This window comes from Spongiibacter thalassae (genome assembly GCF_012272835.1).
Lineage (GTDB): Bacteria > Pseudomonadota > Gammaproteobacteria > Pseudomonadales > Spongiibacteraceae > Spongiibacter > Spongiibacter thalassae.
This window is the reverse complement of record NZ_JAAWWK010000005.1, coordinates 22125-41065: the sequence shown is the minus strand read 5'-3', so window position 1 is coordinate 41065 and position 18941 is coordinate 22125. Positions and strand designations below refer to the sequence as shown.

Genomic DNA, 18941 nt, shown 5'->3' with positions numbered 1-18941 from the left:
CGTGACGCACACTGAAATCGCCTGAATTAAAAAATGCCTCCGCAGTCAGCGACCGCAGAGGCAAACGTTTTACATGGAAATAGGCAGGCTGTAGGAAACGACGAATTTCAGGTCGTCATCTACATCTTCGTCAGCAACCTGGCTGAAGGTAAAGCTCAGGTTGTCGTTATAGGCATAAGACACGTCGAAGTGAGCGTAGTTACCGTCTTCATCCTTGTTGTCAGTGCCGCCAGCGGTGAAGGAGAAAGCCCCAACGTCGTAACCCAGGGTGTAGTACATGTAGCCGTTATCACCGGCGACGTTGTCATACACGGTCAGGCTAACCGGGCCAGCACCCAGGCCCAGAATAACTTCACTCAGGTCGCCAAAGGTATCGCCGTTGTCAGAAGCAGCCATGCCGGGATAGACGTAGTTCCAGACACTCAGATCAACGCTCAAGCCGCCAATTTCTGTGGCAAAGCCCACAAAGTAATCGACTTCCTGGCCTGCAGAATCGTCACCACTTGAGCCCCACACGCCACCGTACAAACCACCAGCGCTGAGAACAAGGTCACCGGACACGGCGGGTGAACCGTTGGACAAATCCTGCCCACGCCACAGGTACATGCTGGCAACCGAAGCGCTTGCAGATACTTCAGCAGAAGCCGGCGCAGCTACGATAGCCATTGATGCTGCAGCAACGCTGGCTGCGAGTAATGTTTTTACGTTTTTCATTGCATTAGTCTCCACTTAAGGTTTGCAAGAAAGTGATTGATCACAATCTTGCAGCGGAATTAGCATTTTCAATGCCAACATTAACAAAGTTGTTTATTATCAATAAGTTAAAACATAAGCGCTCAGCAACAGCACCGTAACCAGTGCCATTCAAGGGCAATCCCAATGGTAGCACCCAAATTGCGCACCATAATGATGCGCCAACCAAAAAGAGAAGGGAAACATGCATTGATATGAGGCACTACGCACCGAAAGGAATCGCAGTGATTTTTGAAAATAATGGTGGAACTTTATAATTATCAAATAGTTATATTTTTTATTCACCGCCCCCGGGCCGCCGTGGCGATGACCCTCGGCAGCCGGCGGCTTAGCGCACCATGTTGAAACAGAACGCTCGCAAGAGAGGCCTCAACACCACCGAGCTGCACCATACTGCACTAGGACTGCGCAGACCGGCTGCACTGCTTTAATTTCGGTTCTGCTCCAGCCGCTCCACTCTGCGCTGCAGTGCTTCAAGCTCGAGCCTGAGGGCATCGATATCAGACCCTTTTTCTGAGGGCGCCACACTGCTCGACAGGAGTTGCAGATGGCTTTGCCCCGCCTCACCGGGGCGACCTTTGCTGCCCTTTCTACCATCGTCGGCCCGCCCCTCTCCGGCCACCCACTGCCGGTTGCCTGTAAGGGAACGACGGGTGATAAAACGGCCGCCCTCGCCTTCACCACCGGGGCCGCCCTGCCCCATGGCCCCGCCACGACCGCCGGCATTGGCCAGGTTGATGCCATCCAGCACTTTGGCGGCGGTCAAACCGTCATCCAGCAGACGATAGGCAATGCTTATATCACCGCCATTGCCACCATGTCCGCCGCTGCCTCCGTCGCCGCCCGACGAAGGCTCAGGGCAGTTGTCACTTTTATTGGCTCCGGCCCCGCCGCGCCCCCCTGCACCGCCGTCACCACCGGAACTGACAATTCTCAGACTACCCAACTTCGCGAGCCCCAGCTGCCAAACCAGGTTGGCACCGTCGTGACCAGAGCCGCCCTCTTCGCCGGCGACCGCAGTGCAGTTCAGCGGTGCGCCGCCATCCCGGCCGGCGCGCCCTGCGGCACCACTGGCATCAATTACCACATTGCGACCAATCTCTGCCCGCGCCACCTGTAAATGCCAATGCCCCACACCCTCGGCGACTCGAATACGGGCACCGTCGCCAATCTTGAGCAGACTGACTTTCATGTCGCTCCGGTCGGCATCGATCACAAATTCTTCGCCAGCGGGAATAATCAATTCAGCGGAAAATACAGAAAGGGGAAGGGTCAGGGCCAACAGCCCAAAAAAGCGTTTCATAACTCGTTCCATCGCGGGGTCACCGGGCCCGCGGAAGCGCGAGCCAAGTTGACGTCGGGGTTGAAAACGACAGTGTAGCCCAGGCGCGAGCACTTTTCCGCAGTGACGGAGTGCTCTGCCCAGCGGGTGAGTTTATACCGTCATATGACGACGGACTTCTTCTTCCACCATGTCTTTACCGCGACCGGACAACAACACTTCGCCCCGGTCCATCACCGCATAGCTGTCGGCCAACTCCCGGGCAAAATCGAAGTACTGCTCAACCAGCACAATCGCCATCTCGCCCTGCTGGCGCAGGATGCTGATGACATTGTGAATGTCCTTGATAATCGACGGCTGAATACCCTCGGTGGGTTCATCCAATACCAGCAGGCGCGGTCGCGTAACCAGGGCACGGGCAATCGCGAGTTGCTGTTGCTGGCCACCGGACAGATCGCCACCTCGGCGGCGCAGCATGTCCTTCAACACCGGAAACAGGTCGTAGATTTCAGAACTGATTTTGCGCTCGCGACGTTTTAGCGGCGCATAGCCGGTGTAGAGATTTTCCAGCACCGTTAGCTGGGAAAAAATTTCCCGCCCCTGGGGAACGTAGGCAATGCCGTTGCGGGCACGATCCGCTGGCCCCATGCCCCCTATTTGCTTGCCCTCCCAGACGATATTGCCACTGCGCACCGGATGGCGACCGGTAATCGCCCTGGCCAGACTGGATTTGCCGACACCATTGCGGCCAAGAATACAGGTCACCTCGCCTTTTTCGGCGGTCAAACTCACCTGTTTCAGCGCCTGGCTGGCGCCGTAGTAAAGATCGATATTTTCTACCACTAACATATCAACGCCCCAGATAAACTTCGATAACACGGGGATTAGCCGAGACCACCTCGAGGCGACCCTCCGCCAGCACACTGCCCTCGTGCAGCACGGTCACTTTGCTGTCCAGCGCCTTGATGAAATCCATATCGTGCTCTACCACCACAATCGTGTGATCGCGGTTGATCTCTTTGAGCAGCGCGGCGGTCTCCATGGTTTCCTGGTCGGTCATCCCCGCGGCAGGTTCGTCCACCAGCAACAGTTCAGGTTCCTGCATAATCAACATGCCGATTTCCAGCCACTGCTTTTGCCCGTGGGAAAGATTGCCCGCCAATTCCTGTGCGCGCTTGGCCAAGCCCACCAGCTCAATAACCTCAGCGATACGGTCCCGCTGCTCGCCGGACAATTTGTGGAACAGGGCTTTCACCACACTGCGATTACCCGCCAGGGCCAGTTCAAGGTTGTCCCACAGACTCAGGCTTTCGATGACCGTCGGCTTCTGGAATTTTCGGCCTATGCCAAGGTTGGCAATTTCCGCCTCGTCGTAGCGGGTCAGGTCGATGCTGTCGCGAAAACGCACCTCGCCGACATCGGGCCGGGTCTTGCCGGTGATGATATCCATCATCGTACTTTTGCCCGCACCATTGGGGCCGATAATCGCCCGCAATTCGCCGGGGGCGATATCCAGCGACAGATTATTAATCGCCTTGAAACCGTCGAAACTCTTGGTCACCCCGTTGAGATACAGCATGCTCTGCATTTCTTCAAAGTGATAACCGGGCTTGGGGACCGCACTCATGATGAAAGCTCCTGAGGTTTATTAGCACTGTTCTTTACCGCCAGGCGCTCGCGGTATTGATTGACGACACCGACAATGCCCTTGGGCAAGTACAGGGTGCTGATAACAAACAAGGCCCCCAGCATAAACAGCCAGACCTCGGGAAAGGCACCGGTAAAATAGGTCTTGGCGTAGTTCACCACGATGGCGCCAATCACCGCGCCAAACAGCGTTCCGCGACCACCAACCGCCACCCAGATAACGATTTCGATGGAGTTCACCGGAGAGAACTCACCGGGATTGATAATGCCCACTTGAGGCACGTACAACGCTCCGGCAATACCCGCCAGCATCGCCGACACGACAAATACAAACAGCTTGAAGTGCTCAACCCGATAGCCCATAAAACGAGTGCGGCTTTCCGCATCGCGAATCGCCACCAGCACTCGACCGTATTTGCTGCTGACAATCGCCCGGCACAGCACATAGGCTCCGGCCACACTCAAGGCTGAAAGCACAAACAGCACATTGCGCGTGCCATCGGATTGCAGACTGAAACCGAGAATGTCCTTGAAATCAGTCAGGCCGTTATTCCCGCCAAAGCCCATATCGTTGCGGAAGAAGGCCAGCAACAGGGCATAGGTCATGGCCTGGGTAATAATCGACAGATACACTCCGGTCACTCGGGAGCGGAAGGCCAACCAACCAAACACAAAGGCCAGGGCCGCCGGCACCAGAGCCACCATAAACATGGCAAAGAAGAAGTTATCAAAGCCGTACCAGTACCAGGGCAGTTCCGTCCAGTTCAGGAAGACCATAAAGTCCGGCAGCTCTGCGTTACCGTAAACACCCCGGTCGCCAATCTGGCGCATCAGGTGCATCCCCATCGCGTAGCCACCCAGCGCGAAGAAAGCGCCGTGACCCAGACTGAGAATACCGCAATAGCCCCAGATCAAATCCAGTGCCAGCGCCAGCAATGCGTAGCACAGATATTTCCCCATCAGCACCACCAGATAGGTGGGCAGATGCAGGAAGCTGTCGGCGGGAATCACCAGATTAAAAAATGGCACCAGCACGGCCAGGGCCAGCAACGCGCCCAATAGCCAGGTTCCCGCCCGGTCCGACTGCAACAGTCGGCCAATCAGGCTTTGTTTAAAAACGTCATCAAATTTAGACACGGTCGATCAATCCTCCACAAAACGGCCTTTCAGCGCGAACAATCCGCGCGGCCGCCATTGGATAAACAGGATGATAAAGACAAGCACAAAGATCTTGGCCAGCACGGCGCCGGCAAAGGGTTCGAGGAATTTATTCGCCACACCCAGGCTCATCGCCGCAAAGAAGGTACCGAACAGATTGCCGACACCGCCGAAGACCACCACCATGAACGAGTCGATGATATAGCTCTGGCCCAGGTTGGGGCCGACATTGGTCAACTGGCTGAGGGCCACCCCTGCAATACCGGCGATGCCCGAGCCCAGACCAAAGGTCAGCGCATCCACCCAGCCGGTGCGAATCCCCATTGAATTCGCCATGGCCCGGTTTTGGGTTACCGCCCGCATTTGCAAACCTACAAAGGTCTTCTTCAGCACAAACAACAGCAAGGCCAACACCACAAGACTGAACACAATGATGTACAACCGGTTGTAGGTCAGCGACAAGGCGCCATTGATTTCCCAGGAACCACTCAGCCACGAGGGAGCAGTGACCGACTTATTCAAGGGCGAGAAAATACTGCGCACGGCCTGCTGCAAAATCAGACTCACACCAAAGGTCGCCAGCAGGGTCTCCAGCGGGCGGCCATAGAGATGACGAATTATGCCCCGCTCGATAATGATGCCCACCAGACCCGAAACAAGAAACGCCGCCGGTATCGCCACGATAATCGAGTAGTCGATATAGTTCGGCATGATCAGCTGGATAACATAGGTGGTGTAGGCACCCAGCATCATCATTTCACCGTGGGCCATATTGATCACGCCCATTACCCCGAAGGTGATCGCCAGGCCGACCGCCGTCAGTAATAACACCGAGCCGAGGCTCAAACCGAAAAAGGTGTTTTCAACAATTTTATATAACTGCGCCTGCGCCTTCATATCGCGCAGCACTTCCGCCGCAGCAAGACGCACGACCTCATCGCTTTCCTGATAATTGCCGTCGGCGTCCTGTATTTGCATTCCCGCCAGCAGCGACATCACATCGCTGTCCAAAGTGTCGCTGAATGCCTCGATCGCCGCCAGGCGTTTGGTCTGTTCGTCGCTGTTGATGTTAATCATGCCCTCGGCCAACCTTAGCGACACCAGCACCTTGTCACTGGTCTCATTGGCGATAGCCTTTTCAATCGCGGGCAGGTATTCCTCGGCGGGGCTGCGAATCAAATTTTTCGCTGCCTGCAAGCGGACATCAACCGACTCGCTGCGCAGGGCCATTTCCGCCAACAAGCCACGCAACAAATTGCGCAGGGCATTATTAATACTGACCTTGCGCACATCGCGCAGGCCGACGACACCAAGGTCTTCGCCATTGAGTGCCGAACTGATGCTATAACCGTCGGGATGATTAACGGCAAATACCAGTACCGGAGGCTTGGCCTTGGTGTAATACAACTCCCCTTCCTGAAGCGCCTGCAACACGGTCTGGGCCTGGGGGAAGTCAGAGTTAGCGATTTTTTGAATGGTGTCAGTCTTGGCCGAGGTACTGCGCGCAGCAATCAGCTCGGCAAACACTTCTTCTACCGACATTTCGGCAGAAGCCTCAATAGCGCTGTCAGCGGACTCAATCTGAGCACCCTGAACAACAGAATCTGTGGCCATATCTGCCTGGGCCAGGGCTGCCATTGCCAGCAGTACTATCAATGCACTGCGAAAAATATAACGGGGCAAAGTCATTGCGTTATCCATAAACAAGCTCCATCAGTGCGGAGCGGCAGGGAGTAGCGGGCTCGAAAGAGCCCGCTGGCTGGATCAGTAGTTCTGACCTGAGCACTTCTTGGTTTCAGTGTTGTAGTTACCACACATGATCTTTGGATCTTTCCAATCCGCTTCCAGCTTGGCACTTTCCGGCAGGAAGTCAGTCCAGGCATCACCGGGCACAGCGCCGTCGGTTTGCCATACGATATCGAACTGGCCGTTGTCCTGAATTTCACCGATCAGCACCGGCTTGGTCAGGTGGTGGTTTGGCAGCATGGTCGCGATGCCACCGGTCAGGTTAGGTACGCTGATACCGATAATGGCATCGTGCACTTTATCAACATCGGTCGTACCGGCTTTCTCAACCGCTTTCACCCACATTTTGAAGCCGATGTAGGTCGCTTCCATGGGGTCGTTGGTCACGCGCTTTTTGTCGCCGATAAATTCCAGCCATTTGTCGATAAAGGCATCGTTGGCATCTGAAGGGGCGCTCATAAAGTAGTTCCATGCGGCCAGGTGACCAACCAATGGCGCGGTGTCAAAGCCGGAAAGCTCTTCTTCACCCACCGAGAAGGCAACAACAGGAATGTCACCCGCTGAAATACCCTGGTTCGCAAGCTCTTTGTAGAAGGGCACGTTGGCGTCGCCGTTAATGGTGGAAACCACTGCGGTTTTCTTACCCTGCGAGCCAAACTTTTTAATATCAGACACAATGGTCTGCCAATCAGAGTGACCGAAAGGCGTGTAGTTAATCATGATATCTGATGATTTGACGCCTTTGCTTTTCAGATAGGCTTCAAGGATTTTGTTGGTCGTACGGGGATAAACATAGTCGGTACCCGCCAGTACCCAGCGCTTCACTGAACCACCGTCTTTACTCATCAGGTAGTCCACCGCAGGAATCGCCTGCTGGTTGGGCGCCGCACCGGTGTAGAACACATTCTTCGACGATTCTTCACCTTCGTACTGAACCGGATAGAACAGCAGGCCGTTCAGCTCCTCGATAACCGGAAGTACTGATTTACGCGATACCGATGTCCAGCAACCAAAAATAACATCGACCTTTTCTTTTTCCAGCAGCTCTTTGGTCTTCTCGGCAAACAGCGGCCAGTTGGAGGCAGGGTCTACAACAACCGGCTCCAGTTTCTTACCCAGCACACCGCCTTTTTTGTTTTGCTCTTCCACCAACATCAGCACCGTGTCTTTCAGCGTGGTTTCACTGATTGCCATCGTGCCTGACAGAGAGTGCAGTACACCAACCTTGATGGTATCCGCCGCCTGGGCAATGGACGCACTCAGGCTAAGCGTCGCTGCCGCAAGAGCAATGCCACCGCGCTTGGCGAATGTCTTTATCGATTTTCGACTTTCCATATTTGAGCTCCATACTCTTTTGTTAAGAACGCAGCGACAGCGACAACACTGTGCTCGCGAAACTACCGCGTGCTTAAAGCAGATTTGGTGCCAACAGATGGAAAGCGACGTGAGTGCTAGGTCTTAGCGCGAATTGCGCACAAATAAGTGGCAGAGAGCCATGCTTAATTGAAAAATCCGTGCAGATAGTGGTTTTATGTTGGTGCACTGACACCAACTTGGTGCGCAACAGGTATAAAGCACCGCTTTTCGCTATCGTCCAGATGATCGCTGAAAAGGTTTTGAGGAGAAAAAATAAAGATAAGCCCCACGCGAAAACCGGGAGGGAGCGCAGAAATCCCCCGGATAAATACGCTACTTCAGCGCCCAACTACCTCAGCCAGGCTGATGAGTTTTCGATTTCACCGGGTTTTAGTCCAGAGTAAAATCGACAGGAACTGGTCTATGAAGCACAGCGCTATAACTCCACCTGCACTGCAATATTGCACCAAATGAAGCCACGACAAGAAAAAGCTGTTAAATAAAAATCGAACTAATTTGGGGCAAGATCATTGCTGACTTGGCACTTCCAACACAAACTTCGACGAAACAGACCGGGAACCAGCACCGCCGACACAACACTCCGCTGACAACGTCGAGGGCTTAATCGGTGAGGACAATGCCTTGGGCCGTACCGACCTCCCAGGGTGCCACCGGCGAAAATACCCCCAGGAGAAAATCAATCATCGCCCTCACCTTTGGAGCAACGACACGCCCACTCGGATGCACCGCCCAAATCGCGGAGCGGGTGAGCAGCGGGTAGCCGGGCAACACCGGCACCAGGCGCCCCTCTCTCAGACTCTGACTGGCATTCCACAGCGATTTCACACCAATCCCTGCCCCGCGCTCCAACAGCAGCCGCATCGCTTCGCCGTCGTTAACGGTTGTCGTCGGCGTAATACCCACGGAACGGTGATCCTCAAACGCCCACTGCGTGTCTCCCGGAAAGGCCACAATATGATGCTGAGAAAGATCTTCAGGGCTTTGTGGTACTCCCGCCCCGGCCAGATACTCCGGCGAGGCCACCAATAACCGTTGATCGCTGGCCAGCTGGCGGGCGATCAGACCGCTGTCCTCCAGCGGCGCATTGCGAATCACCAGATCAAAGGCCCCCTTGACCACGTCCTGCACCTCGTCAGACAGGCGCAAATCCAGCGTGATATCGGGGTAGCGGGCCTGAAACTCACCGATCACCGGCATGATGTACATCCGCCCGAAGGAGCCTGGCATCGACATACGCAACAGGCCGTGGGCCTGTTGCGCCTCGCCTGAAAGTGTCGCCGCCCCCGCCTCCAGCAGTTCCAGCGCGTCCTGGGCAAAGGGCAGGAAGGCACTGCCATCGGTGGTCAACGTGACCTCCCGGGTCGTGCGGTGGAACAGGCGGGTTCCCAGGCTGGCTTCCAGCTTACCCAGTCGAGCGCTGGCACTGGCCGGCGACAGGGCGAGGTCACGTGCCGCAGCGGTAATCGAGCGCAGCTCCTCAATACGAATAAACAGGCGCAGGGAAAGCGTGTCCATTTTCAAAAATAACCGAATAGTGAATTACATTTCACCCCAATTCTATCGCTTATCAGAAATATGTACAGTCACTCCATACCCAGAGGCCCGATACACAGCCACCCCATAAATAACCACGCTACCCTTAGTTATCAGGAGATCACCCGATGAAAGCCATGGTACTGACCCAATACGGCCCACAAGCCCAGTTTGAACTCCGCGATGTCGCCACCCCCCAACCCGCTGCAGGCCAGGTGCTGGTTCGCGTCGCGGCCACCAGTGTGAATACCGTAGACACCATGATCGGCGCGATGGGCAAGGACCTGCCACTGTCGCCTGACCTGCCCGCCATCCTCGGTATGGATTTCGCCGGCACCATTGAAGCCGTAGGAGACGCCGTGGACGGTTTTAAACCCGGCGACGAGGTTTACGGATGCGCCGGTGGGCTGGCAGACCTGGCGGGAAGTCAGGCCGAATATATTGCCGCTGATGCCCGTCTCGTTGCCCATAAGCCCGCCAGCCTGTCGCTGCGGCAAGCCGCGGCTATCCCACTGGTCGGCATTACCGCCCTGGAAGGGCTAGAGCGGGCCAATGTTCACGCCGGTCAGCGGGTGCTGATCCACGGTGGCAGCGGCGGCGTCGGCCATGTTGCCGTACAGCTGGCGGTACAGCGCGGCGCTGAGGTGTACGCCACCGGCGGCAACGACGAGGCATTGGCCGCGATCAAGGCCATGGGCGCCACCCCCATTAACTATCAGACCCAGGGAGTCGCAGAATACGTTGAGCAGTACACCGACGGTGCCGGCTTCGACGTGGTATACGACACGGTGGGCAATACCAATCTGCTGAAATCCTTTGAAGCCACCGCCCTCAACGGCCAGGTGGTCACGACAACCACGCTACTGAACCTGGATCTGAGCACCGCCCACCTGCGCGGCCTGTCGCTTCATGTGGTATTTATGCTGATCCCGATGCTGCACAACCACCAGCGGGAGGTACATCAGCGTATTCTCCGTGACATTGCCCGACTCACCGACGAGGGCCACTACAAGCCCTTACTGGATAGCAGCACCTTTTCGGTAAGAGAGGTCGCACAGGCCCATCAGCATCTGGTCAGCGGCAAGGCGATGGGCAAGATCGTGCTTGAGGGTTTTTAAAGACGGGCTCAACCGGCAGAGCAGTGATTCACTTCTGCACATAAGGGGCTCAGAGCGCTACTCTGCTGGCCGGCAAGACAAAGGAACCTTCTATGCAACAGGATACTCCGATGCAAAAAACACTGCTCATTACCGGCTCAACCGACGGCATTGGCCTGGAAACCGCAAAATCGCTGTTAACAGCGGGACACCGCGTACTGCTGCATGGGCGCAACCCCGACAAGGTTAAAGCCAGCGCAGAGCAACTCGCCGGGCTCGGCACCGGCGACCCGATAGAGACCTTCGTCGCCGATCTGGCCAAGCTCCCCGAGGTTTATCAACTGGCGGCGAATGTTCGCCAACGGGTCGGTACCATCGACGTTCTTATCAATAATGCCGGCATTTTCAAAACACCCCATCGGATTGCCGCTAACGGCGTTGATATGCGGTTCATGGTCAATGCCATTGCGCCGTGGGTGTTAAGCCGCCAGCTCCACCCGGCACTGAGCGACGACGCCCGCATTATCAATCTTTCCTCAGCGGCGCAGGCGCCGGTTAATCTGCGGGCGTTACGGGGAGAGGAAACCATCGCCGACGACTTCAATGCCTACGCCCAAAGCAAGCTGGCGCTGACGATGTGGTCAATGGATACCGCCGCGCTGCCCCTCTCGGCCAATCAGAGTATCGTTGCGGTCAACCCCGCCTCAATGCTCGCCAGTAAAATGGTCAAGGAAGGCTTTGCCTCGGCGGGAAAGGATATCGGCATCGGTGTGCGGATTTTGCACCAACTGGCCACCGGCCCCGGAGCGATCCGCTCTCACCAATATTTTGATAACGATCAGGGCAAGTATGCCGCCCCCCACCCCGACGCACTGAACGCCGACACACGCGGTGCCGTGCTGGCGGCAATGGCAGAGGCAATAATGGGGGCAATGGAGGAGTAACAGCCCCCCGAAACATCCAGCTCAGCCCGTCGAGCCTATTGCGCCGTTTCCAGCATTCCCTGGTGCACGATAAAGTCGATGATGGTGGAAACACCGGTGCCGTCTTTCAGGTTGCTGAAGACAAAGGGCTTATCGCCGCGCATTTTTTTCGCATCGCGATCCATCACCTCAAGACTCGCGCCGACCAGCGGTGCCAGGTCTATTTTATTTATCACCAGCAAATCGCTGCGGGTAATCCCCGGGCCGCCCTTGCGGGGAATTTTGTCTCCGGCAGAGACGTCAATCACGTAGATGGTCAAATCGGATAATTCCGGGCTGAAGGTGGCCGCGAGGTTGTCACCGCCGCTTTCAATCATCACCAGTTCCAGGCCAGGGAAGCGGCGATTCAGCTCACCCACCGCCGACAAATTCATCGACGCATCTTCGCGAATCGCGGTGTGGGGGCAGCCGCCGGTTTCCACACCGAGGATGCGGTCTTCGTCGAGCACCTCGTGGCGCAGCAGAAAGTCGGCGTCTTCCCGAGTGTAAATATCATTGGTAATGACCGCGATATTAAAGCGGTCCTTCAACTCTGCGCAGAGGGTTTTTACCAGTGCTGTTTTACCAGAGCCCACCGGGCCACCGATTCCCAAACGCAAGGCGGGTTTTTTCATGTATCTCTCCAAACCAGATAGTTCCGCAGCGAGTCACCCTGACTCAGGAGCGGAATAAACGTGAATACTGTGTTTCGTGTTGGGCCGAGGCCATCGCCAGACGCGGCAGCCCCACCCCCAATTCGTCGTCGCCGAGGTGGGCCGACTTGGCCACCGCCTCGCTCAGTTTCGGCATCAGGCGCAGCAGCAGTCGCTGGCCATCGGTCTGTCCCAGCGGCACCAGCTTTATCGCCGCCGCCACCTGATTTTCCAGCCAGCTCCAGGCAAAGCCATCCAGGCAGTCGTCAAGCTCCACCTGCCAATGCACAGCGGCCAGGGCAAACATGGTGGCAAAGCTGGGCGGGCGCTCCTCGGGCCAGCGCTGGGCGGCAGGAAGGTCGATATCCCGCATCAGCCGCAGCAGGGCCTCGCCCATCTGCACATCTTCCAGCAGCAGCTCCCGGGATTCCCGGCTGGCCTGTAAAAAGTCGTTCCAGTAAATCAGCCCCTCGTCATCGTCAGCAGTGGCCAGCTGATGAAGCCTGCGCAGTACCGGCAGGTCCAGCCCGCCAAGGCTGTGCCCCATAACTTCGCCGATCCAGTCCTCGGCCTCTGCCAGTGAGCTCACCCAGCGGCTCTCCACCGCAAACTCCAGACACTGGGAGTAGGCATAGGCCCCCACCGGCAGCGCCGGGCTGACCAGTTGCATCAGGTGCAGCAGTGGCTTAGCCATGGGCGTGCTCATCTCTGTGACTGTGCCCATGGGAATGGCCATTCCCATGGGAGTTAGAGTGGGAGTGACCGTGGGCATGGCCGTGACCCGAGCCATGATATGCACCGTTTTCCGGCTGAAAAGGACGCTGTGCAACTTCCACCGAGAGCCCCAAACCCCGCACCATATCGTCCAGCACATGGTCGTGCTGGTAGCGCAGCTCCCCCTCTAGAACCTGCAAGGGCATATGCCGATTGCCCAGGTGGTAGGCCGCTCGGCATAACAGCAGGGCATCGTTACTCGTCACCACCGACAGGGTTTCCTCCGCCGCCAACACCAGCACGGTTTCACCGCTGCTTGCGGTCAATACATCGCCATCACACAGCACCACGCCGCGCTCCACAAACCAGGCGACTTCCCGGCCATCTACAGCACGGGCGCGACAGCGGCTGCGCTGCCGGTCCTGAAACACCAGCCGTAATTCGGCGTCAGCTGCCACCGACAACGCCTGGGCGTCGGCACCGGTAAAGTATTCATAACATTCGAGCATAGTGGGTATTCGCTTCTCTTAAAACAGACAGTAGCGCTGGGCCAGGGGCAATTCCGTGGCAGGCTCGCAGATCAGCAGCTGACCATCGGCGCGCACCTCGTAGGTATCGGGGTCCACTTCCATCACCGGCTGATAATTATTGTGCACCATATCGGCCTTGGTCACCGAGCGGCAGTTTTTCACCGCCACCAGCGGGCGCTCCAGCCCCAACCGCTCTGCCAGATCAGTCTCCAACGCCGCCTTGCTGACAAAGGTCACCGCGGTTGCGGTACAGGCCTTGCCATAGGCACCAAACATCATTCGGTAATGCACCGGCTGCGGGGTGGGAATCGAGGCATTGGGATCGCCCATCGGCGCCGCGGCAATCGCCCCGCCCTTGATAATCATCGACGGTTTGATACCGAAAAACATCGGCTTCCACAGCACCAGATCTGCCAGTTTGCCCACCTCCACCGATCCCACTTCATGGGAAATACCGTGAGCGATGGCTGGGTTAATCGTGTACTTGGCAATATAACGACGGGCGCGGAAGTTGTCGTTGTGCTCGCTGTCCTCGGGCAGAGGACCGCGCTGCACCTTCATTTTGTGGGCAGTCTGCCAGGTGCGGCACACCACTTCACCCACGCGGCCCATGGCCTGGGAATCCGACGAGATCATCGAAAACGCCCCCAGGTCGTGAAGAATATCTTCGGCGGCGATGGTTTCCTTGCGAATACGCGAGTCGGCAAAGGCGACGTCTTCAGGAATATTGGGATCGAGGTGATGGCACACCATCAACATATCCAGATGCTCGTCCACGGTATTCACCGTGTACGGCCGAGTGGGGTTGGTTGACGAGGGCAACACATTGTCGGAGCCGCAGGCCTTGATAATATCCGGCGCGTGACCACCCCCGGCACCCTCGGTGTGGTAGGTGTGAATGGTACGCCCCTTGAAGGCTGCGAGGGTATCTTCAACAAAACCGGACTCATTGAGGGTGTCGGTGTGAATTGCCACCTGCACATCGTATTTTTCCGCCACACTCAGGCAACAGTCTATCGACGCAGGAGTGGTTCCCCAGTCCTCGTGCAGTTTGAGGCCCATCGCCCCCGCTTCCAGTTGTTCTTCCAGCGATAGGGGCAGGCTGGCATTACCCTTACCAAGGAAGCCGAGGTTCATCGGAAAACTTTCCGCCGCCTGCAGCATTTTGCCGAGATGCCAAGGCCCCGGCGTACAGGTAGTGGCATTGGTGCCGGTGGCCGGGCCGGTGCCGCCACCAATCATGGTGGTCACCCCACTCATCAGGGCCTCTTCAATTTGCTGGGGGCAAATAAAGTGAATGTGAGCGTCGATGCCCCCTGCGGTGAGTACCTGACCCTCACCGGCGATCACTTCGGTGCCGGGGCCAACAATAATATCGACATCGGGCTGGATGTCCGGGTTACCGGCCTTGCCGATTGCCGCAATACGCCCGCTCTTGATGGCCACATCGGCTTTGATCACGCCCCAGTGGTCGAGAATAATGGCATTGGTAATCACCGTGTCAGGGGTGTCGGCGCTGCCCAGCTGGCTCTGGCCCATACCGTCGCGAATGACCTTGCCTCCCCCGAACTTCACCTCCTCACCGTAATGGGTGTAGTCCTTTTCGACCGAAATCCACAGCTCGGTGTCACCCAGACGCAGGCGATCGCCCACCGTGGGGCCATACATATCCGCGTAGGCGCGGCGGTCAATGCGAGTCATGCGTCTGCTCCCTTATTTGCGGTTGACGATGCCGAAGGACCATCCAGCGGTCCCATCACATCGCCGCGAAATCCATATACTTCTCGTTTGCCGACCAATGCGACCAGCTCCACTTCGCGGCTTTGTCCGGGCTCGAAACGCACCGCCGTGCCCGCGGCTATATTCAGGCGAAATCCCCGCGCCGCCTCCCGATCAAACACCAGTGCGAGGTTGGTTTCGTAAAAATGGTAGTGAGAGCCCACCTGTATCGGGCGGTCGCCGCTATTGGCCACGTCTATGCGCAGGGTTTGTCGCCCTGCATTCAATTCGATTTCGCCCTCGGCAACCTGCACTTCTCCGGGAATCATGGCTGTCTCCTTATGCTGCCACTGAGGCAATCAAACAATGGGGTTGTGCACGGTCACCAGCTTGGTGCCGTCGGGAAAGGTGGCCTCTACCTGAACCTCGTGGATCATTTCAGCCACACCATCCATCACATCATCCCGGCCCAGCACCTGACGACCGGCACTCATCATTTCCGCCACACTGCGCCCCTCACGGGCCCCCTCCATCACCTCTGCGCTAATCAGCGCAATGGCCTCGGGGTAGTTCAGTTTCAATCCCTTGGCCTTGCGCCGCTCGGCCAGCAGGGCCGCGGTAAAAATCAGCAGTTTGTCTTTATCCCGTGGACTCAATTCCATCGTTAATTTCCTGCCTTATCAGCTTGTCGAATTATCAAAATCAGGTATTCCAGATACGCGGACGGCTCACCACCGCCTGCCCCATCATCGGCCGCACACGCGCCCAGATATGCTCAAACCCCCAGCGCGCCTTTTCCGCTGAATCGCCCAAGTATCGCACCAATAGCAACTCTCCCTTCTGGCTCAGCCCCCACTCACCGGCCAGCGCCAACGCCGCCAGTGACTCGCGCAGGCTGTCCAACTGGTCGCGGTTAGTGCTCAGCGTAACCACCATACTGCCGCTGACCGAAGCCGAGGCCATGCCCCAGGGTGCCGTTAACATTGCCGAGCCACCAATATAGTTCGTGCGCTCGTGCAACAGGGGGCGCCCCTCCCGATAGACCTCAAAGAGCTGCTCACAGCGGCCATGGCGAAAGGCCTCACCACTGGCGCGGCGGCCCAGCACCACAATATCCCAGGCGCACAGGCGGGCGTCGCCACTCAATTCAAAGCGGTTGTGCAAAATGCCTTGAGCACCCTCGAAGACGATCGTTTCCTGGGGCAGCCATTCCAGCATCGCCCCCGCAGCCACCTTGGCCATAACGCCCTGGCGCTGACGGGTGGCATGTGCATCGCTGCGATACACCTTGCCGGCAGAGGGCGTGGTCATTAACAAATGGCTGCCGCTGGCCAGCGACAGGGCAACACTCAGCTCATCACCGGGCACCATGCCGCCCGGTGGGTGCAGTAAATATAAGTGGCAACACCCTCCCTCCGGGTAAAAGGGTCGTTGCACTCTCAGGGGACCAACATGGCTTGATCGCACCAAAGCAGTGCGATCCCGTCGATGTTCAAAGTCCAATTCAATGGCCGCCGCCCAGTGCTTTGCCGCCGTCGCGGCGACGCCCGGTGTCCCGGCAGGTGCCGAAATCGGCGCTATACGTGGTAAAACCTTCAAAAAATACCCTTACTTTGACAGCGAGTGTGCTGCACTTTGGTGGCGCGTGAGTCGCCTGATTCAAACTACCGACAGCAAACTTTGTACCAGAATTGTGCACCACCCTCGCGCAACATTAATTTACAGCCGCTAATCGCACCTCATTTGTGCGTGCCGCCAACTCCGGCCACGACGCGCCTGCGGGTAAAATACAGTACACTAAGCGGCGATGCCCCATTGTTAAAAAAGGTAGCAGATCCATGGCACGACCGGACTTTATTTCTCAACTCGCCGAACAGGCGGGCCGGCTTATCAGTCAGGGGCCCGAGATTCAGCAGGATATCGAGGCCAAACTCCAGGTACTGGTGCAGAACGCCTTCAGCAAAATGAATGTGGTGTCCAGGGACGAGTTTGACGCGCAGCTGGCCGTGCTCAACCGCACTCGGGCGCGGGTCGAGGCCCTCGAGGCACAGCTCGCCGACATCACCCGTCAACTTGACGACAACACTCCGACCTAGCCGACTCCGCGCGCCCTCGCGCAGATTCGGTGCCGTCTACTCAAGGATGAGTCTATGGCCCTTGCCACGGTATACAGCCGCGCCCGCCTGGGTGTCGATGCCCCACTAATCACCGTCGAAGTCCACCTCTCAGGGGGACTGCCCGCCTTCAATATAGTCGGTCTGCCCGAGGCCACCGTGCGCGAGGCAAAGGACCGTGTGCGATCGGCATTAATAAACTCCCAGTTCAACTTCCCCGTCAGCCGCATCACCGTCAACCTGGCACCGGCAGACCTTCCCAAGGAAGGGGGCCGCTTCGATCTGCCCATTGCCATCGGTATTTTGCTCGCTACCGGCCAACTTACCCAGCAGCAAACCGCCGACTATGAATTTCTCGGCGAACTCGGTCTTGGCGGAGAACTGCGCGCCGTTGCCGCCGCCCTGCCCGCCGCCATCCAGTGCGAACAGGCCCAAAGAACCCTGGTTCTCCCCAAAGACAATAGCGGTCTGGCCTCACTGGTGAACGCCAGCGCACTGCGGGAAGCGACCGACCTGCTCAGCGTGGCCGCCCACCTCTGCCAGCGCCAGCCACTGCCCGAGGGCAGCTGCGCCGATATTATCGACGACGGCGGGCGCTACCCGGACATTGCCGATGTGCGGGGGCAGGCGATGGCCAAACGTGCGCTGGAAATTGCCGCCGCCGGTTGCCACAGCCTCCTTTTCAGCGGCCCTCCTGGCACTGGGAAAACCCTCCTCGCCAGCCGTCTGCCCGGAATATTGCCGCCGCTCACCGATGAGGAGCAGTGCGATATCGCCATTATGCAATCGGTGGCCGGCCAGCCGTTAAAGCTGCAACGCCCCTTCCGCACACCCCACCACACCGCCTCCGCCGCCGCCCTCGTTGGCGGAGGCAGCAGCCCCCGCCCTGGAGAAATCTCATTGGCCCACCGGGGTGTGCTGTTCCTGGACGAACTACCGGAGTTTCCCCGCAAAGTGCTGGAGGTACTGCGGGAACCGATGGAATCCGGCGAAGTGGTGATCTCCCGCGCACGCCAGCAACTGACATTTCCGGCTCGTTTTCAACTTATCGCCGCCATGAACCCCTGCCCCTGTGGCTACGATGGCGACGACCGCCAACCCTGCCGCTGCACACCGGACCAGATACAACGCTATCGCAATCGTATTTCCGGCCCCTTGCTCGACCGCATCGACCTGCGCCTGCGGGTACAGCGCATGGCGGTGGGCGAACTGCAACAAAGCCCCGCCGGAGAAGACAGCGCCACCTTGCGCAAGCGGGTATGCGAAGCCCGTCAGCGGCAAATGCAGCGCCGGAACAAAGTCAACGCCCTGCTCGACGCTCCAGAGGTGGCCGAAGATTGCAGCCTGAACCGCGACGGCACGCAATTTATGATGCAGGCCGAAGCGCGACTCAACCTCAGCGCCCGCGCCCACCACCGCATTCTGAAAGTCGCCCGCACCATCGCCGACCTCGCCGCCGCTGACCATATTGAACTGCCCCACCTCCACGAAGCCATTCTCTACCGCGGCGACCTTTAACCGGGGTCTGTCCCGGGGGTCTGTCCCGGGGGTCTGTCCCGGGGGTCTGTCCCGGGGGTCTGTCCCGGGGGTCTGTCCCGGGGGTCTGTCCCGGGGGTCTGTCCCGGGGGTCTGTCCCGGGGGTCTGTCCCGGGGGTC

The 18941-nt window shown here is 57.8% G+C and carries 19 protein-coding genes; 4 read left to right on the top strand and 15 right to left on the bottom strand.

What is annotated here, in order from left to right; genetic code table 11:
- Positions 1 to 69: 69 nt before the first annotated feature.
- The 8 genes from HCU74_RS13565 to HCU74_RS13530 form a co-directional block, all read right to left on the bottom strand.
- Entirely contained in the window at positions 70 to 714 is a 645-nt protein-coding gene (locus tag HCU74_RS13565; RefSeq protein ID WP_168450976.1) for a TorF family putative porin, read from the bottom strand.
- Positions 715 to 1180: 466 nt separating this feature from the next.
- Positions 1181 to 2056, bottom strand: coding sequence for a coiled-coil domain-containing protein (locus HCU74_RS13560; RefSeq protein ID WP_168450975.1), 876 nt, complete (start codon positions 2054 to 2056; stop codon positions 1181 to 1183).
- Positions 2057 to 2188: 132 nt separating this feature from the next.
- The gene (gene urtE / locus HCU74_RS13555) at positions 2189 to 2884 is read right to left on the bottom strand and encodes an urea ABC transporter ATP-binding subunit UrtE (RefSeq protein ID WP_168450974.1); all 696 of its coding nucleotides are present in this window, start codon (positions 2882 to 2884) and stop codon (positions 2189 to 2191) included.
- Position 2885: 1 nt separating this feature from the next.
- Complete coding sequence (gene urtD, locus HCU74_RS13550; RefSeq protein ID WP_210425283.1) at positions 2886 to 3662, bottom strand: urea ABC transporter ATP-binding protein UrtD; 777 nt, start codon at positions 3660 to 3662, stop codon at positions 2886 to 2888.
- Positions 3659 to 4786, bottom strand: coding sequence for an urea ABC transporter permease subunit UrtC (urtC, locus tag HCU74_RS13545; protein WP_210425312.1), 1128 nt, complete (start codon positions 4784 to 4786; stop codon positions 3659 to 3661). Before urtC ends, urtD begins: the two co-directional genes overlap by 4 nt.
- Before the next feature lie 39 nt (positions 4787 to 4825).
- Positions 4826 to 6541 (bottom strand): urea ABC transporter permease subunit UrtB, encoded by a 1716-nt coding sequence (urtB, locus tag HCU74_RS13540; protein ID WP_246864644.1) that lies wholly within the window; start codon positions 6539 to 6541, stop codon positions 4826 to 4828.
- Between the two features lie 63 nt (positions 6542 to 6604).
- Positions 6605 to 7921: an urea ABC transporter substrate-binding protein gene (gene urtA / locus HCU74_RS13535; RefSeq protein ID WP_210425282.1), complete on the bottom strand. Its 1317-nt coding sequence runs from the start codon at positions 7919 to 7921 to the stop codon at positions 6605 to 6607.
- Positions 7922 to 8563: 642 nt separating this feature from the next.
- Positions 8564 to 9478, bottom strand: a complete 915-nt coding sequence (locus HCU74_RS13530) for a LysR family transcriptional regulator (RefSeq protein ID WP_168450972.1) — start codon at positions 9476 to 9478, stop codon at positions 8564 to 8566.
- A 146-nt stretch (positions 9479 to 9624) separates the two neighbouring features.
- Here HCU74_RS13530 and HCU74_RS13525 point away from each other — a divergent pair, with 146 nt between their 5' ends.
- The gene (locus tag HCU74_RS13525) at positions 9625 to 10614 is read left to right on the top strand and encodes a zinc-dependent alcohol dehydrogenase family protein (RefSeq protein ID WP_168450971.1); all 990 of its coding nucleotides are present in this window, start codon (positions 9625 to 9627) and stop codon (positions 10612 to 10614) included.
- A gap of 92 nt (positions 10615 to 10706) precedes the next feature.
- Entirely contained in the window at positions 10707 to 11537 is an 831-nt protein-coding gene (locus HCU74_RS13520; protein ID WP_246864643.1) for an SDR family NAD(P)-dependent oxidoreductase, read from the top strand.
- Positions 11538 to 11572: 35 nt separating this feature from the next.
- On the opposite strand, the gene ureG is transcribed toward HCU74_RS13520, so the two are convergent.
- Genes ureG through HCU74_RS13485 form a run of 7 tightly spaced genes read right to left on the bottom strand, consistent with a single transcriptional unit; the run spans position 11573 to position 16770 of the window.
- The gene (ureG, locus tag HCU74_RS13515; protein WP_168450970.1) at positions 11573 to 12190 is read right to left on the bottom strand and encodes an urease accessory protein UreG; all 618 of its coding nucleotides are present in this window, start codon (positions 12188 to 12190) and stop codon (positions 11573 to 11575) included.
- Between the two features lie 43 nt (positions 12191 to 12233).
- A complete protein-coding gene (locus HCU74_RS13510; protein ID WP_168450969.1) occupies positions 12234 to 12902 on the bottom strand; it encodes an urease accessory protein UreF in 669 nt (222 codons plus the stop codon).
- On the bottom strand, positions 12895 to 13431 hold the full coding sequence (gene ureE, locus HCU74_RS13505) for an urease accessory protein UreE (protein ID WP_168450968.1): 537 nt from the start codon (positions 13429 to 13431) through the stop codon (positions 12895 to 12897). The genes HCU74_RS13510 and ureE overlap by 8 nt, the downstream gene beginning before the upstream one ends.
- Positions 13432 to 13449: 18 nt before the next feature.
- On the bottom strand, positions 13450 to 15153 hold the full coding sequence (ureC, locus tag HCU74_RS13500) for an urease subunit alpha (protein WP_168450967.1): 1704 nt from the start codon (positions 15151 to 15153) through the stop codon (positions 13450 to 13452).
- Positions 15150 to 15500: an urease subunit beta gene (locus HCU74_RS13495; RefSeq protein ID WP_168450966.1), complete on the bottom strand. Its 351-nt coding sequence runs from the start codon at positions 15498 to 15500 to the stop codon at positions 15150 to 15152. Before HCU74_RS13495 ends, ureC begins: the two co-directional genes overlap by 4 nt.
- Before the next feature lie 30 nt (positions 15501 to 15530).
- Positions 15531 to 15833 carry an urease subunit gamma gene (gene ureA, locus HCU74_RS13490; protein WP_168450965.1) on the bottom strand — a complete coding sequence of 101 codons (303 nt, stop codon included), beginning with the start codon at positions 15831 to 15833 and terminating at the stop codon, positions 15531 to 15533.
- A gap of 40 nt (positions 15834 to 15873) precedes the next feature.
- A complete protein-coding gene (locus tag HCU74_RS13485; protein WP_168450964.1) occupies positions 15874 to 16770 on the bottom strand; it encodes an urease accessory protein UreD in 897 nt (298 codons plus the stop codon).
- A gap of 239 nt (positions 16771 to 17009) precedes the next feature.
- Here HCU74_RS13485 and HCU74_RS13480 point away from each other — a divergent pair, with 239 nt between their 5' ends.
- Both HCU74_RS13480 and HCU74_RS13475 read left to right on the top strand, forming a co-directional pair.
- On the top strand, positions 17010 to 17267 hold the full coding sequence (locus HCU74_RS13480; RefSeq protein WP_168450963.1) for an accessory factor UbiK family protein: 258 nt from the start codon (positions 17010 to 17012) through the stop codon (positions 17265 to 17267).
- A gap of 54 nt (positions 17268 to 17321) precedes the next feature.
- Positions 17322 to 18803 carry a YifB family Mg chelatase-like AAA ATPase gene (locus HCU74_RS13475; RefSeq protein ID WP_168450962.1) on the top strand — a complete coding sequence of 494 codons (1482 nt, stop codon included), beginning with the start codon at positions 17322 to 17324 and terminating at the stop codon, positions 18801 to 18803.
- The last annotated feature ends 138 nt before the right edge of the window (positions 18804 to 18941 follow it).